We start from the raw sequence: 16572 nt of genomic DNA, 5'->3' as shown, positions 1-16572 counted from the left end.
CATGCCCCGGAGGAACAAAGAAGATATGAATATCAACGAAGCAAGCATTTTTGAAACCCTCGAGTCCGAGGTTCGCAGCTACTGCCGTGACTGGCCCGCAGTGTTCACCAGCGCATCCGGATCCTGGATTCGTGACGAGAACGGGCGCGACTACCTCGATTTCTTCGCCGGTGCCGGCGCCCTCAACTACGGCCACAACAACCCGGTGCTCAAGTCCGCACTGGTCGACTACATCATGAGCGACGGCATCACGCACGGTCTCGACATGTCGACAGTCGCCAAGCGTGAGTTCCTCGAGACCTTTCAGCGCAACATCCTCGAGCCGCGCGGCCTGGACTACAAGGTCCAGTTCCCCGGCCCGACCGGATCGAACACCGTCGAGGCTGCACTGAAGCTGGCCCGCAAGGTCACCGGACGTTCGGCAGTCATCAACTTCACCAACGCATTTCACGGGATGACACTTGGTGCACTCTCCGTGACCGGCAACTCGATGAAGCGCGCGGGCGCCGGTGTCCCCCTCGTGCACACGACACCGATGCCCTTCGACAACTACTTCGACGGCGTCACCGAAGACTTCCAGTGGTTCTCCCGCGTTCTCGATGATTCCGGCAGTGGAATCAACCGCCCCGCGGCAGTGATCGTCGAAACCGTGCAGGGTGAAGGTGGCGTCAATGTCGCTCGCCCCGAATGGCTTCGGGCGCTGGCAACACTGTGCTCGGATCGCGGAATCCTGTTGATCGTCGACGACGTCCAGATGGGTTGCGGCCGTACCGGCCCGTTCTTCTCCTTCGAAGAGGCCGGAATCGTTCCCGACATCGTCACGTTGTCCAAGTCGATCAGCGGCTACGGAATGCCGATGGCGCTCACGCTGTTCAAGCGTGAACTCGACGTCTGGGGACCGGGCGAGCACAACGGCACCTTCCGCGGCAACAACCCGGCGTTCGTCACCTCCAAGGTGGCACTCGACCACTACTGGTCCGACGACGCACTCACCAAGACGACGTTGAAGAAGGGCGCACGCATCAGCGAATGCTTCGCCAACCTCTCCGATCAGTTCCCCGGCGAGGTCTCGCACCGCGGGCGTGGCTTGGTTCAGGGCCTCGTGTTCGAACAGCCCGAGCGCGCCGGCAAGGTCTGCCAGTTGGCATTCGACGAGGGATTGCTCGCCGAGACCTCCGGACCCTCCGACCAGGTTGTGAAACTGCTTCCCGCACTGACGATTACCGACGACGAGCTCGAGCACGGCCTCTCCATCCTGGCCGAGGCGACACTCAAGGTCTGCAGCTAGAGGAAGGACTCTCCCATGATCGTTCGCACCACCACCGAGATCACCGACACCGACCGCGACATCACGAGTGAGGACGGAAACTGGCGCAGCAAGCGCATCGTCCTCGGCGGCGACCGCGTCGGGTTCTCGTTCCACGAGACCACCATCAAGGCGGGTTCGGTCAACGAGTTCCATTACGCCAACCACGTCGAGGCTGTCTGGCTCGTCGAGGGCACCGGCAAGCTGATCGACCTCGACAACAACAAGGAATACGATCTCGCACCGGGGTCGATGTACCTGCTCAACGGCCACGAGCGTCACCGCGTCGAGCCGGACACGCAGATGCGCATGCTGTGCGTGTTCAATCCGCCGGTCACCGGGCGTGAGGTGCACGACGAGAACGGTGTCTACCCACTGGTGGAGGTCCCCGCGTAGCGTCTAGTCATGGCGACTGACACCTCTCCACGCGTAGCGATCGGCCCCGTCCCCGATGCACTGCTCGACAGCGCGGTGCTTCGGGGCGGTGGTCTGATCAGTCCGATCGACACTGCGGACGCCCTGATCTGGGCGGGCTCACCCGAGACCTTTCCGTCGGAGTTACCGGCGTCGGTCAGGTGGGTGCAGCTTCCGTCGGCGGGAATCGAGGATTGGTTCGACTCCGGTGTGATTCCGAGGGACACAGAAATCACGTGGACCTCGGCGGCCGGTGCGTTTTCGGCGTCGGTGGCCGAGCATGCACTCATGCTTCTCTTGGCCGGAGTTCGCCACTTGCCTGCACACATCGAGGCTCGAACGTGGCGTCAGTTCGAGTTCTTTCCCAAGATCGGCACCCTTCGTGGCTCGACGGTTGCGATCATCGGCGCAGGCGGTATCGGCCGCGCGCTGATTCCGATGCTGGCCGCGCAGGGGGCGGACAGCATCGCAGTCAATCGTTCCGGTAGCCCGGTCCCCGGGGCGATCTCGACGCACCCCGCATCCAGGATGGATGAAATCTATTCTCGCGCAGATCACTTCGTGATTGCTGCGCCCGCCACCCCGGCCACCCGTCACCTCGTGGGCCGTGCGCAGTTGGCGGCGATGCAACCCCATTCCTGGGTGATCAATGTCGCGCGCGGATCACTGGTCGACACCGACGCACTGGTCGAGGCCATCGAGTCGGAACAGATCGGCGGCGCCGGTCTCGACGTCACCGATCCCGAACCCCTCCCGGACGGTCACCCACTGTGGGATCTGACGAATGCGATCATCACACCCCACGATTCCAATCCGCCAGGCGTTCGCCCCGCCGCGTTCGCGGATCACGTCTCCAAGAACGTGACCCGCTTCGCGAAGGGTGAGGCGCTGGCTGCCCTCGTGGACCCCGTAGCCGGATACTGAGCACGCCGCCGAAGCTCGAATGCTCGGACGACGGTTGCCACAAATTACTGTGACGACTGCGTCTCCGGAAAGAAAAGCGCCCGCGCCCGGCGAGCGACCTCTTCGGCAGGTACATCCTCGACCTTCGTGCATACTGCCCACCTGTGGCCGAACGGATCGAGAAACACTCCATGCCGGTCGCCCGAAAATGTATCGGCCACAGCCGTGACCAGCGTGCCTCCCTCGGCGACTGCCCGAGCGACAAACTCGTCCGTGTCCTCGGTGTAGACGACGATCGACGAATGCACCCAGCCGTCCTGCGGTGATTTGAGACCGAAGTCCGGCATCTCCTGCGAAAGCTGCAGCATCGAATCGCCGATCCGGATCTCCGCATGCATGAGGGAGCCGTCAGGTGCGTTCATCGCATCGACTATCTCAGCTCCAAGTGCTCGTTTGTAGTAGTCGAGTGCGGCATGGCCGTCCGGCACCGCAAGGTAGGGAGTGATCGTGCGGTAACCAGCAGGGATCGGGTTCACTGTGTTCATGTGTACGAGTATTGGCGATCGCACACGTGTTCTATTGAACATTTCGGACTTCCTCCGCGCCTCCGTCTCGCACACGCGCCTATCCTGGAACGGTGCCTACCGACAACAGCCGCCTCGACGCCCTCCCCGAGCTCCTGGCCGGCCGTCGCCTGGCAGTTCTGACAGGCGCCGGCATCTCGACAGACTCCGGAATCCCGGACTACCGCGGCCCTGATTCGCCACCGCGCAATCCGATGACGTTCCAGCAGTTCATCGGCGATCCGGCGTTTCGGCGGCACTACTGGGCGCGCAACCACATCGGCTGGCGATACATGGACAGCTCCCGCCCCAACCAGGGCCACCGGGCCGTCGCGGCACTGGAACGAACAGGGCGAGCCGTCGGCGTGATCACCCAGAACGTCGACCTCCTGCACACCAAGGCCGGCGCGCGAAACGTCATCGACCTCCACGGCACCTACGCGCAGGTTCGATGCCTGAGCTGCCAGCGGCTGATCTCCCGTACCACTCTCGCGGAGAGACTGGAAGAAGCCAATCCTGGATTCGCCGAAACAGTCGCTGCTGCAACAGGAGTCGAAATCGCACCCGACGCAGATGCCGTGATCGAATCCACCGCACACTTTCGCGTCGTGGATTGCGCCGTGTGCGGTGGCTTACTCAAACCGGACATCGTCTACTTCGGCGAATCCGTCCCCAAGGAACGCGTCGCCCGTGCGTACAGCCTCGTCGACCAATCCGACGCACTGTTGGTAGCCGGGTCGTCGTTGACCGTGATGTCCGGCCTACGTTTCGTCCGGCATGCCGCCAAGACCGGGAAGCCGATCGCCATCGTCAATCGAGGCACGACTCGCGGCGACGAATTCGCCGACCTCAAGCTCGAAGTCGGTTGCGCTGAAGCACTTTCCGCCCTCGTCGAGCACGAAAGCTACAGCGCCACCAAGTCGTCCGCGTGAACCACAGGACGCTGCATGTCGGCCGGTAGATCGGTGGTGGAGCGCCCCAGGATCTCCTCGATCTCCGCAGCGTCGAACGCAACGACACCCCGGGCGACGGGCTTCTCCCCCGGCCCCATCAGGGACACGACGTCGCCGGCGTGGAAGTCACCGGATACACCGACGATGCCAGCGGACAGCAGGCTTCGACGCTTGGACACGACCGCGCGGACGGCGCCTTCGTCGAGGTGGAGGTCACCCGATGTGTCAGCGGCGTGACGAACCCAGAATCGGCGGGCCGACAATCGCGTCGGCCGGGGCGCAAATGCCGTTCCGACATCGGCACCACTGAGTGCCTGCGCAGCGTCCGATGCTGCCGCGAGCAGAACCGGCACGCCGGAATCAGCGGCCAGGCGTGCTGCTGAGAGCTTCGACGCCATGCCTCCGGTACCGAGGGCGCCACCCGAACCGGCAACCACACCGTCGAGATCCTCGGGACTGTTGACCTCGGGAATCAGTGTGGCATCGCCCTTTCGGGGATCCCCGTCGTACAGTCCGTCCACATCCGACAACAGGATCAACGCGTCGGCGCCGACCAGATGAGCAACCAGTGCAGCCAGCCGATCGTTGTCACCGAATCGAAGTTCGGTGGTGGCAACGGTGTCGTTCTCGTTCACGATCGCCACCGCGTGCAATGCCCGTAGACGATCGAGTGTCCGTTGGGCGTTGCGGTGCTGCGTCCGTCGAGCGATGTCGTCAGCCGTGAGTAGAACCTGCCCGACGGTACGGCCGTAACGGGCGAACGACGTACCCCAGGCGTGAGCCAGAGCCAACTGACCGACGCTGGCCGCAGCCTGCTTGGTCGCGAGATCCCGCGGTCGCTTGGTCAGTCCCAGCGGCGCCAGTCCGGCGCCGACGGCACCGGACGAGACAACGACGACATCGGAACCCGCACGCATGCGAGCCTCGATGGCATCGGCCAACAGATCGAGTCGGTGAGTATCGAGTCCCGCCACCAGACTGGTGAGCGCAGACGACCCGATCTTCACGACGATACTGTGAGCCGACGCTATCGACTCCCTGGTGGACCCGAGCACAGTCCCGTTCCCTCTCTTCGGTTTTCGTCCTGAAATCGCGTGGGTCAGGCGTCTTCGTCGAGCAAGCCGCGGCGGACACGACGCGCGTGCTTGCGCTCGTCGGCGCCGATGCGCTCCACCTGATCGAGACGCGGGTCGGTTCCACGGCCCGTGCGGGTCAGATCGATACCGGCCGGCGTCATCGGCTCCCACTCGAAGCTGACGTCACCGATGGTGACGGAAGCTCCTGGCTGAGCGCCCTTCTTGACCAATGCGTCCTCGACGCCCAATCGAGCAAGACGGTCGGCGAGGTAACCAACGGCCTCGTCGTTGTCGAAGGCGGTCTGACGAATCCACCGCTCCGGGCGGGTGCCTCGGACGACGAACCCACCGGGAATATCGGGATCCTTCTCGATGGTGAAGCTGGAATCCTTGACCTTGACCGGGCGAATGACCTGGCGCTTCGGCTCGGGCTTCGGATGAGCTTCGCGGTAGTCGCGGACCATCTTCGCCAGCGCGAATGTCAACGGTCGCAATCCTTCTCGGCTCACCGCTGAGATGGTAAAGACCGGCCATCCGCGAGCTTCGATCTCAGGCGTGACCATTTCGGCCAATTCGGCGGCCTCGGGAACGTCGGTCTTGTTGAGGATGACGACGCGCGGGCGCTTGTCGAGGTCACCGAGTCCCGAGTCGCCGGAGAGCGCGGGCGTGTACGCGGCCAGCTCTGCTTCCAGGGCGTCGATGTCGGATATCGGGTCACGTCCCGGATCGAGGGTGGCGCAGTCGATCACGTGCGCCAATACGGCGCAGCGTTCGATGTGGCGCAGGAAGTCCAGGCCCAAACCGCGGCCTTCGCTTGCACCGGGGATCAGCCCGGGCACGTCGGCGACGGTGAAGGTGGTGTCACCGCTCGAGACGACGCCGAGGTTGGGGACCAGAGTGGTGAAGGGGTAGTCGGCGATCTTCGGCTTGGCCGCAGAGAGAACGGACACCAGCGAAGACTTACCGGCAGAGGGAAATCCGAGCAGACCGACGTCGGCTACCGACTTGAGTTCGAGAACCAGGTCACGCTCGACACCGTCCTCACCGAGGAGTGCGAAACCGGGAGCCTTGCGGGCTTTCGACGCCAGCGCTGCGTTGCCGAGTCCGCCGCGGCCGCCCTGAGCGGCGTCGAAGCGCGAACCGACTCCCACGAGGTCGGCAAGCACGTTGCCGTCGGTATCGAGAACCACAGTTCCATCCGGAACCTTGAGGATGAGGTCTTCACCGTTTGCACCCTCGCGGTTGCTGCCGGCGCCCTGCTTGCCGTTGGTCGCCTTCGCGTTGGGATGGAAGTGAAAGTCGAGGAGGGTGTGGATGTTCTCGTCGACCACGAGGATGACGTCGCCACCGCGACCTCCGTTGGCACCGTCCGGACCGCCGAGCGGTTTGAACTTCTCGCGGTGTACGGAGGCGCAACCATTGCCGCCTTTTCCAGCGCTGACGTGCAGCACAACACGGTCAATGAATCGGGACATGACTGCCGGATCCTTCCTCAGTCAATTGCGGGTCTCACGCGATGAGCTGAACTTCTGGTGAGCAGGGTTGCTCGGGGCAAAACGGGTACTGCTAAACAAACGATAGGGGCGGACCGGGTTATTTCAACCCTGGTCCGCCCCTATCGGGAGCTTGGAACGCGTCACTCTCTTACCGAAAGCAGAACCGGCTTACCGAAGTAGAACCGATGACGCACAACTAGCGAGAAAGACTAGACCTCAGCCGCAACGACGGCCGGAACGATGTTCACGGTCTTGCGTCCACGCTTCTGGCCGAACTCGACTGCACCGGCAGCGAGAGCGAACAGGGTGTCGTCGCCGCCACGGCCGACGTTGACGCCGGGGTGGAAGTGCGTGCCGCGCTGGCGAACCAGGATTTCGCCTGCGCTGACCGACTGGCCGCCGAAGCGCTTCACGCCGAGGCGCTGGGCGTTTGAATCGCGACCGTTACGGGAGCTGGATGCACCCTTCTTATGTGCCATGCTATTGACCCTCCTCGGGTGAAATTAGCTAGAAAGAACTGGTTACTTGATGCCCGTGACCTTGAGCACCGTGATCGGCTGCCTGTGGCCCTGACGCTTGTGGTAACCGGTCTTGTTCTTGAACTTGTGGATGCGGATCTTCGGGCCCTTGGTGTGCTCGACGATCTCACTGGTGACTGCGACCTTGGCCAGCTTGGCCGCGTCGGTGGTCAGGTCAGATCCGTCGACCACGAGAACGGGAGCAAGCGAGACAGCAGTGCCGGGCTCACCCTCGATCTTCTCGACCTTGACGAGGTCACCAACAGCGACCTTGTACTGCTTTCCGCCGGTCTTGACGATCGCGTACGTTGCCATCGGAGGGCTACCCCTTGCTTCTTCGAACTTGCTCGCGCTGCTGCCTGAGGCTTCAAATGCATCGCGACTGGTCTGGTTTATGTCACCTCGGCTCGGCACTGACGTACCGGGACATTCACGCGCACTCTAGGCACACGGAATCTCTACCGCCGGGTGGCGACCCTCCAAGGTTACGGGAAAGCAACCGTCAGGGTCAAACCGCCCCGCCGAGGGGTGGTGCTTACTACTCTGTACTGCTTCTACCAGCTGAAACTTCGGATAGCGGTTGGATGTCCTCGCTCATCGCGAAGTCATCCAACCGACCGAAAGCCAGTAGTTCTTACTCTCCGTCTACCGGAGGACCTGCGGGACGTGCTGCTGCACGCCTGCGACGGGGTCTCTTGACGACGACAACTTCTTCCTCGGCCGGAACTTCGGTGGCCGGAGCCGGAACGTTTTCCGCGACCGCGTCCACCACGGGTTCCGGAGTCGGAATCACGAAGACCGTGCCCACCTCGGGAGCTGCCTCGGCAACCGGTGCCGACGCTGCCCGCGACGCCCGGCGACTACGCCGACGACCGCGCGGAGCTGCTTCGGTCGAAGCTGCGGCCGACTCGTTGTCCACTGCGGATACTTCTTCCGCAGCAGAGTCCACAACAGGAACGTCATGGTGCTCAGCAGCAGCAGGAGTATCGATCGGCCGATCTTGTTGCCGATCGGCACTTTTGGATGCATCGTCCCCCGAAGACACACCGGCGGAATCAGACTCGGTCGAGTCGGCCGCGACGGTCTCGTCGTCGTCGTGGTGATGCGAGGCCATCGCCAATGCCACCGGATGAGCCCGCTTGACCGTCGCGTCGACGGCCGGAACCTCCGGCGCCGGAGCTTCCTGTCCGTTGGACTCGGTCGAAGCCGACTTGTCTCCGCGGCCACGCTTGTTCTTGCGCGAGGTACCGGAATCACTGCGCTGCGAGCCCGAACGCGATCCTCCGTCGTCCGAGGACTTCACCTCGACGGGCTCGGAATGGACGATGATGCCGCGGCCGTGGCAGTGCTCACAGGTGGTCGAGAAGGCCTCGACCAATCCGGTGCCCAACTTCTTGCGCGTCATCTGCACGAGCCCGAGTGACGTGACCTCCGACACCTGATGGCGCGTGCGATCGCGACCCAGGCATTCGGTGAGCCGACGCAGGACCAGGTCCCGGTTCGATTCGAGAACCATGTCGATGAAGTCGACGACGATCATTCCGCCGATGTCCCGCAGGCGCATCTGGCGAACGATCTCCTCGGCCGCTTCGAGGTTGTTACGGGTGACGGTCTCTTCGAGGTTTCCGCCGGCTCCGGTGAACTTGCCGGTGTTGACGTCGACGACGGTCATGGCCTCGGTGCGGTCGATCACCAGGGTGCCGCCGGACGGCAGCCACACCTTGCGATCGAGTGCCTTGGCCAACTGCTCGTCGATACGGCGAGCCGCGAAGACGTCGATACCGTTGTTCGGCGTGTACTTCTCGAGCCGCGGAAGCAGGTCGGGCGCAACGGAGTTGATGTAGTTCTCGACCGTCGTGTGCGCCTTCTCGCCCTCGATGACCAGCTTGGAGAAGTCCTCGTTGAACAGATCACGAATGACCTTGACCAGCATGTCAGGCTCTTCGTACAACGCCTGCGGGTTGCCGGACTTGCCGGTGTCCGCAGCCGCGGCCTGCTCCTCGATGCCGGCCCACTGAGCCTGCAGACGAGTCACGTCGCGCGCCAACTCTTCTTCGCTGACCCCCTCGGACGCCGTGCGAATGATCACGCCCGCGTCGGCGGGCACGATGTCGCGCAAGATTTCCTTGAGACGCTTGCGCTCGGTGTCCGGAAGCTTGCGGCTGATACCCGTGGACGTACCACCAGGCACGTAGACGAGGAAACGACCGGCAAGCGAAATCTGTGTCGTCAGTCGAGCACCCTTGTGGCCGACCGGATCCTTGCTGACCTGAACGAGCACCTGATCGCCAGGCTTGAGAGCCTGCTCGATCTTGCGCGAGTTGCCACCGAGACCGGCAGCCTCCCAGTTGACCTCACCGGCGTAGAGAACACCGTTGCGGCCACGTCCGATGTCGATGAACGCAGCTTCCATGCTGGGGAGCACGTTCTGGACACGTCCGAGGTACACGTTGCCGACCATCGACGCGGACGCCGAGTTGGTGACGAAGTGCTCGACCAGCACTCCGTCTTCGAGGACTGCTACCTGTGTAGTCGCATGCGGCTGACCGCTGTCTGCCCGATCGCGCACGACCATGACGCGATCGACGGCCTCACGACGCGCGAGGAACTCCGACTCGGTCAGAATCGGCGGACGACGACGACCGGCGTCACGACCGTCGCGGCGACGCTGACGCTTCGCTTCCAGACGTGTCGAACCACTGATGCCCTGGACCTCGTCCTTGACGCGGGTCTTGTTGCGCGGCTCGCGCTCGTGAACGACGGTGTTCGGCGGATCGTCCTCGGACGTCGCAGTCGCGTCGGTGGCGCCGTCGGTGCCGGTCTTGCGACGACGACGACGACGGCGACGGCGGCTCGATCCGTCGGCATCGAGATCGGAATCGTCGGCATTCTCGGAATCCGCATCAGCGGTGGACTCGGACTTATCACCGGATTCTTCGCCGGCAGCGTCGTCGGTTTGCTTCTCGACTGCCGCAGGGGCAGATTCCTGCTCCGATTCGGTAGCGGTATCCGACTCTTCGTCCGAACCCTGCTCGCCACCCTGTTCACCGCGACCACGTCCACGTCCACGGCGTCCACGACGACGGCGACGCGGCTGATCGTCGTCCTCGTCCTCGGACTCGGCGCTCTCGCCCTCGGTTTGCGGTGCGGTCACAGCCGGCTCTTCGACGGCAGGAACTGCAACCGGCGCTGCCTCGGGAACGACGGTTTCGGCTTCCGCGGTTGTCTGCTTCTCTTCGACGACCGCCGGTGCAGCAGGCTCGCGGCGTGCGCGACGGCGACGCGGAGCTACCTCGGCGGCTTCGAGATCCGGCTGCAGGAACAGCGGGACCTGCGGCGCGGCGGGAGCCACCTCGGGCTGATGGGTCTGCGGCGCCTCGAAGGAAGTGAACAGATCGGACTGCTCGGCTTCCTTGCTCTGCAGCGCAGCTGCGGCGTCGAGTCCAGCGCTGATCTCGGCGACAGCCGGATCCACTGTTTCTTCTGCTGCAGGTTCTTCGACGACGACCTTTTTGCGAGTGCGACGAGCCCTGACAGGCTTCTCGGCCGGAGCCTCTGCAACAGGAGCAGCCTCCACGGGAGCTTCTGCAGCAGGCTCCTCGGCAACCGGCGCCTCGACAACCGGGTCGATGAGGGTGTCGAGCTCGGCGACGACGGGCTCGATGGCCTCGGCCGCGGAAGTCAACGAGGCATGAATCCGCTGAGCGACGTCACGGTGGAGACTCGACTGCGCGCTGCGCAATTCGGTACCGAGCGCTGCGGCTTCGGCAAGGACCTGCTTGCTGGTGACGCCGAGCAACTTCGCCAGCGCGTGTACGCGCATCTTGTCGGGAAATTCCGGGGTGGTGCTGGAATCTGATTCGGTTGGGGATTGATCGGCCACGTAAGTCTCCTCAGCCCCCGGGCGCGTCCAACCCAGAAGTCGAGTTGTCACGCGGCCACGCGGGAGCGTGCTGTGTGTACTCGCACTCAGAAGTGAGTACGAGATTGTAAGGTCTCGCTCCGCATGGTCCGCAATGCCCGTTATTCACTGCGAGCACATGAAGTGCCTGGCTGGATGGCCGTTGTCCTGTGCGCGAGCGCCTGATCATCCAGCGTGCAGAGGTCCAGGGATTTCCTGTTGACCTGGAGCAGCGATGAAAGGGCATCGAACCTAGGTGTCATCCGGTTGAACGTGCGTAAAACAAATTGCGGTTCAACTGAAAGCAGTATCCCACACCAACGCGCCTGCAACTGCAAAGGGCGCACCGATGTGGGATACGTGCCGAGAATTCGCTGTGGAGATGTGGGCCGAAGGCCCGTTCATGTGGGCCAGAGGCCCGATCGGAGATTCAGATGGACGACAGCGCGGGGAACCACAGAGCGATTTCACGCTCTGCCGACTCCACGGAGTCGCTGCCGTGAACGAGATTCTGCTGCGCTTCGAGTCCGAAGTCGCCGCGGATCGTACCCGGAAGAGCCTTGTCGACCGGGTCGGTTCCGCCGGCCAACTGACGGAAAGCAGCGATGGCTCGGGGGCCTTCGAGCACTGCGGCCACCAGCGGACCGGAGGTGATGAACTCCAACAAGCTCGGGTAGAACGGACGCTCGGCGTGTTCTGCGTAGTGGCTACCAGCCACCTCTTCGGAAGCTACGCGGAGGTCGAGTGCTGCAATTGTCAGGCCTTTGCGCTCGATACGGCTGAGGATTTCTCCTACGTATCCACGGGCAACGGCGTCGGGCTTGATCAGTACGAGGGTGCGCTCAGTCACAGCGGACAGCCTAAATGGTCAGTCCCGCTGACCGGGAAGCAGGCCCTTGTCCATCCGGCGCTTGATGTCTCTCTGCAGGTAGACGAGGTATCCCCAGACGATCCCGAAGGTGATCGCCACACCGGCGATCGACGGGTGGACGAAGAAACCGAACAGAAGGATCACCTGCAGCGCGACGTTGAACCCCATCGCCCACGGCTTGCCCTGGATGCCCGCACCCAGAATCATCAGTACCGCCAACCCGATGATGAATCCCGCGGAGGCCGCGGTGAGGCCTCCGCCGACGACCGCGACAACCGGCAAAGCCAGCAGCACGACGATCGCCTCGAGGATCAGGGTTCCGGCCATCACTCCGCGGAAGCTTTTCCACGGGTCCTTGGTCGGCGGCCCGAACTCGCCGGCAGTGTCTCCGGGCTCGTGGTCTCCGGACTCGGGATTGGCATCTGACGGGGTACTCACGCGGGGTCCTTTCCGAACAACGTGCGGGCGGCGCCTGCGGTCACGACGGATCCCGTCACCACCACACCCGCCCCTGATACGGCCTCACCGGGTTCGGCGACCTGCTCGGCGATTTCGATCGCGACTTCCAAGGCGTCGGCAAGCACCGGCGCAACGACGACGCGCTCGTCGCCGAACTTCGCGACGGCGATGTTCGCCAGTTCTTCGACGTCCATCGCCCGGGGTGACCCGTTGTGGGTGACGACGATCTCGTCGAAGACGGATTCGAATGCAGTCAAGATGGCGTCGACGTCCTTGTCCGCCATGACGCTGACCACTCCCACGAGCTTGCGGAAGTCGAACTCGGCGGCCAGTGCGGCCGCGAGAGCGCGGGCACCGTCTGGATTGTGGGCGGCGTCGAGAAAGACCGTCGGCGCACTCCGAACACGTTCGAGGCGACCAGGATTGACGATCGAGGCGAACCCGTTGCGGATTGCATCCTGATCCAGTTGTCGATCCGGACCGGCACCGAAGAACGCTTCTACGGCAGCGAGCGCGAGCGCGGCGTTGCGCGCCTGATGCTCACCGTGAAGGGGGAGGAAGATGTCGGTGTACACACCGCTCAAGCCTTGAAGTTCGAGCTGCTGTCCGCCCACCGCGATCTGGCGAGCAAGCACCTTGAACTCCGAGCCTTCACGAGCGACCGCGGCCTCCACCTCGACAGCACGCCGCAGCAATACCTCCATGACTTCGGGAGTCTGCTCGGCGATGATCGCGACGGTGTCCACCGGAACCAGGTCCTCGCGGCCCTTCTTGATGATCCCGGCCTTCTCCTCCGCGATCCCGGCCAGGTCGGTGCCCAGGTACTCGGCGTGATCGAGGCTGATCGGCGTGATCACCGCAACCTGCCCGTCGATCACGTTGGTGGCGTCCCAGCGTCCGCCGAGGCCGACCTCGACCACGGCGACGTCGACCGGCGCCTCCGCGAAGGCCGCATAGGCCATGGCGGTGAGCACTTCGAACTTGCTCATCGCCGGTCCCCCGGCTTCCTCCGACTGTGCGTCGATCATCTGCACGTACGGCTCGATCTCGCGGAACGTGTCCACGTAGAGCCGCGGCGAGATCGGATGACCGTCGATGCTGATCCGCTCGGTCGCGATCTGCAGATGAGGGCTGGTGGTTCGCCCGGTGCGACGATGCAGAGCCGTCATCAACGAATCGATCATGCGCGTCACCGACGTCTTACCGTTGGTTCCCGTGACGTGCACCGACGGATAGTTGTGCTGAGGCGAGCCCAGGACATCCATGAGCGCCTCGATACGAGTCAGTGACGGCTCGATCTTGGTCTCGGGCCAACGCTTGTCGAGTTCTGCTTCCACCAGCGCCAGTTCGGCGATGTCGACCGGAGTCGGAACCGAACTCTGAGCGTCGAATTGGGACGGTTCGTACGAACTCACTTGTCGGCCAACTCCTTCAGACGTCCCGTGATGCGCTCGATCTCTTCGACGGCGATCTGGCGACGTGTCTTGATCTTGTCCACGACGGCGTCGGGCGCCTTCGCCAGGAAGGCCTCGTTCGCCAGCTTGTTGTCAGCGGTGACGAGCTCCTTCTGCGCTGCCGCGAGGTCCTTTTCGAGCCGCTTCTTCTCGGCGCCGAGGTCGATGGTGCCCGAGGTGTCGATGTCGACAGTGACGGTGCCCTGGCTCAGGCGCACCTCGACGGAGATCGACGCGGTGAATCCCTCTTCGGGTTCGGTCAGCTTGGCCAGCGCCGCCACGTAGGCGAACTGGCCGTCCATGCCGGCCTCCGAGAGCCCGGACGCACGAGCCGGGACCTTCTGGGAAGGCTTGAGTCCCTGATCGTTTCGGAATCGTCGCACCTCGGTGATCAGCTTCTGCGTGTCTTCGATCCTGGTTGCGGCCTGGGCGTCGACTGCCTCACCGGACAACACGGGCCATTCGGCGACGACGACGGACTCGCCGCCGGTGAGCACCTTCCACAGGGTTTCGGTCACGAACGGAATGACCGGGTGCAGGAGGCGGAGCAGTGCATCGAGAACGTTGCCGAGCACGGCGCGGGTGTTCGCGGCGACGGCCTCGTCGGCGGCGAACTGCACCTTGGCGAGTTCGAGGTACCAGTCACAGACCTCGTCCCACGCGAAGTGGAACAGGCCTTCGCACGCCTTGCTGAACTCGTAGCGATCGAATGCGGCGTCCGCCTCGGCCTGGACCGTGTCGAGACGGTCGAGGATCCAACGATCGGCGTCGGTCAGTTCGCTTCGAGCGGGCAGCGGCGCGGGGGCAGCGCCGTTCATCAGAGCGAACTTGGTCGCGTTGAACAACTTGGTCGCGAAGTTGCGCGAGGACTGCGCCGAGTCCTCACCGACGGACAGGTCGCTGCCCGGGTTGGCGCCGCGTGCAAGTGTGAATCGCAGGGCGTCGGCGCCGAAACGATCGACCCAGTCGAGTGGGTCGATACCGTTGCCGCGAGACTTCGACATCTTCTTGCCGTACTGATCGCGGACCAGTCCGTGCAGGAACACGTCCTTGAACGGCATCTGCGCGCCGGACTTACCCGAACCGGCGGTGATCGACTCGTCCTCGGACACGTAGGTGCCGAACATCATCATGCGGGCGACCCAGAAGAACAGGATGTCGTAGCCGGTGACGAGAACGCTGGTGGGATAGAACTTTTCGAGTTCGGGCGTGTTGTCCGGCCAGCCCATCGTCGAGAAGGGCCACAGTCCGGAGGAGAACCAGGTATCGAGGACGTCGGGATCCTGGACCCAGCCTTCCGGCGCCGTTTCGTCAGGACCGAAGCACGCAACTTCACCCTCGGGGCCGTACCAGACCGGAATGCGGTGACCCCACCAGAGCTGACGGGAAATGCACCAGTCATGCATGTTGTCGACCCAGTCGAACCAGCGTGGCTCCTGGCTCGCCGGGTGAATGACGGTGTCCCCGTTGCGAACCGCGTCACCCGCAGCCTTGGCAAGCGTCTCGACCTTGACCCACCACTGCAACGAGAGACGAGGCTCGATGGCCTCGCCACTGCGCTCGGAGTGCCCGACGCTGTGCAGGTACGGGCGCTTCTCGGCGACGACGCGTCCCTGCTCGGCGAGAGCTTCGCGAACCTTGACGCGAGCCTCGAAGCGGTCCATTCCGTCGAATTCGGTTCCGGTGTCGGCAATCTTGCCGGTCTTGTCCATGATGGTGGGCATCGGCAGGTTGTGCCGCAGGCCCATCTCGAAGTCGTTGGGATCGTGAGCCGGCGTGATCTTCACCGCGCCGGTTCCGAACTCGGGGTCGACGTAGTCGTCGGCGATGATCGGGATCTGACGCCCGGTGAACGGATGATCGAGAGTGGTGCCGATGAGGTGCTTGTAGCGCTCGTCCTCGGGATGGACCGCTACTGCGGTGTCACCGAGCATCGTCTCGACGCGAGTGGTCGCGACGATGACGTGCGGCTCGTTGTCGTCGAGCGAGCCGTAGCGCAGGGAAACCAGCTCACCCTCGACGTCCTCGAACTTCACCTCGATGTCGGAGATCGCGGTCTGCAGCACCGGCGACCAGTTCACGAGACGCTCGGCGCGGTAGATCAGGCCCTCGTCGAACATGCGCTTGAAGACGGTCTGGACGGCGCGGGAGAGGCCCTCGTCCATCGTGAAACGATCACGACTCCAGTCGACGCCGTCACCGATGCGCCGCATCTGGCCACCGATGGTTCCACCGGATTCGCGCTTCCAGTCCCAGACCTTGTCGATGAACAGCTCGCGGCCGAAATCTTCCTTGGTCTTTCCGTCGGCAGCGAGTTGCTTCTCGACGACGGACTGCGTGGCGATACCGGCGTGGTCCATGCCTGGCAGCCACAGCACCTCGTAGCCCTGCATCCGCTTGCGACGGCTGAGCACGTCCATGAGGGTGTGATCCAGGGCATGGCCCATGTGCAGGCTGCCGGTGACGTTCGGGGGCGGCAGCACGATGGAGTAGCCGGGCTTGTCGCTGGTCGCGTCGGCCTGGAAGTACCCGGCGTCTACCCAGCCTTGATACAGATCGGCCTCTACCGCGCTGGGGTCCCAGCTCTTGGGTAGGGCGTCGGCGGGGGTCTGGGGGTTCTCTGGAGCTGCACTGGTCACCACTTGATCCTAGTGACTC

At 63.8% G+C, this 16572-nt stretch carries 14 protein-coding genes; 4 read left to right on the top strand and 10 right to left on the bottom strand.

The features are described 5' to 3' along the window. Positions 1-25: 25 nt before the first annotated feature. Genes ectB through QM609_RS07875 form a run of 3 tightly spaced genes read left to right on the top strand, consistent with a single transcriptional unit; the run spans position 26 to position 2644 of the window. Complete coding sequence (gene ectB / locus QM609_RS07885; protein ID WP_007731008.1) at positions 26-1288, top strand: diaminobutyrate--2-oxoglutarate transaminase; 1263 nt, start codon at positions 26-28, stop codon at positions 1286-1288. Positions 1289-1303: 15 nt separating this feature from the next. Beyond that, positions 1304-1702 (top strand): ectoine synthase, encoded by a 399-nt coding sequence (locus QM609_RS07880; protein WP_003944463.1) that lies wholly within the window; start codon positions 1304-1306, stop codon positions 1700-1702. Positions 1703-1711: 9 nt separating this feature from the next. Next, complete coding sequence (locus tag QM609_RS07875) at positions 1712-2644, top strand: D-isomer specific 2-hydroxyacid dehydrogenase family protein (RefSeq protein ID WP_050654639.1); 933 nt, start codon at positions 1712-1714, stop codon at positions 2642-2644. A 44-nt stretch (positions 2645-2688) separates the two neighbouring features. On the opposite strand, the gene QM609_RS07870 is transcribed toward QM609_RS07875, so the two are convergent. Next, positions 2689-3210, bottom strand: coding sequence for a VOC family protein (locus tag QM609_RS07870; protein WP_081305478.1), 522 nt, complete (start codon positions 3208-3210; stop codon positions 2689-2691). Between the two features lie 50 nt (positions 3211-3260). On the opposite strand from QM609_RS07870, the gene QM609_RS07865 reads away from it, so the two are divergent. Then, on the top strand, positions 3261-4118 hold the full coding sequence (locus tag QM609_RS07865) for an NAD-dependent protein deacetylase (protein WP_042450219.1): 858 nt from the start codon (positions 3261-3263) through the stop codon (positions 4116-4118). Here QM609_RS07865 and proB read toward each other — a convergent pair. From proB to QM609_RS07820, 9 genes are all read right to left on the bottom strand, one after another. Next, positions 4091-5194, bottom strand: coding sequence for a glutamate 5-kinase (gene proB / locus QM609_RS07860; protein WP_003944552.1), 1104 nt, complete (start codon positions 5192-5194; stop codon positions 4091-4093). The genes QM609_RS07865 and proB overlap by 28 nt on opposite strands. 44 nt (positions 5195-5238) lie before the next feature. Further along, complete coding sequence (obgE, locus tag QM609_RS07855; RefSeq protein WP_003944579.1) at positions 5239-6690, bottom strand: GTPase ObgE; 1452 nt, start codon at positions 6688-6690, stop codon at positions 5239-5241. Positions 6691-6920: 230 nt separating this feature from the next. After that, positions 6921-7190 carry a 50S ribosomal protein L27 gene (rpmA, locus tag QM609_RS07850; RefSeq protein WP_003944532.1) on the bottom strand — a complete coding sequence of 90 codons (270 nt, stop codon included), beginning with the start codon at positions 7188-7190 and terminating at the stop codon, positions 6921-6923. Positions 7191-7232: 42 nt separating this feature from the next. Beyond that, the gene (rplU, locus tag QM609_RS07845; RefSeq protein ID WP_003944533.1) at positions 7233-7544 is read right to left on the bottom strand and encodes a 50S ribosomal protein L21; all 312 of its coding nucleotides are present in this window, start codon (positions 7542-7544) and stop codon (positions 7233-7235) included. A 319-nt stretch (positions 7545-7863) separates the two neighbouring features. Further along, positions 7864-11112: a translation initiation factor IF-2 N-terminal domain-containing protein gene (locus tag QM609_RS07840; protein WP_030536634.1), complete on the bottom strand. Its 3249-nt coding sequence runs from the start codon at positions 11110-11112 to the stop codon at positions 7864-7866. 448 nt (positions 11113-11560) lie between these two features. Then, entirely contained in the window at positions 11561-11980 is a 420-nt protein-coding gene (ndk, locus tag QM609_RS07835; RefSeq protein WP_003944527.1) for a nucleoside-diphosphate kinase, read from the bottom strand. Positions 11981-11998: 18 nt separating this feature from the next. After that, positions 11999-12439, bottom strand: a complete 441-nt coding sequence (locus tag QM609_RS07830; RefSeq protein WP_003944448.1) for a DUF4233 domain-containing protein — start codon at positions 12437-12439, stop codon at positions 11999-12001. Next, positions 12436-13875, bottom strand: a complete 1440-nt coding sequence (gene folC, locus QM609_RS07825; protein WP_003944455.1) for a bifunctional tetrahydrofolate synthase/dihydrofolate synthase — start codon at positions 13873-13875, stop codon at positions 12436-12438. Before folC ends, QM609_RS07830 begins: the two co-directional genes overlap by 4 nt. Then, positions 13872-16553, bottom strand: coding sequence for a valine--tRNA ligase (locus tag QM609_RS07820; RefSeq protein ID WP_050654661.1), 2682 nt, complete (start codon positions 16551-16553; stop codon positions 13872-13874). The genes folC and QM609_RS07820 overlap by 4 nt, the downstream gene beginning before the upstream one ends. Positions 16554-16572 lie beyond the last annotated feature (19 nt).

This window comes from Rhodococcus sp. IEGM 1302 (assembly GCF_030056935.1).
Lineage (GTDB): Bacteria > Actinomycetota > Actinomycetes > Mycobacteriales > Mycobacteriaceae > Rhodococcus_F > Rhodococcus_F qingshengii.
The sequence above is the reverse complement of the archived record's forward strand: the minus strand, read 5'-3'. Positions and strand labels throughout refer to the sequence as shown.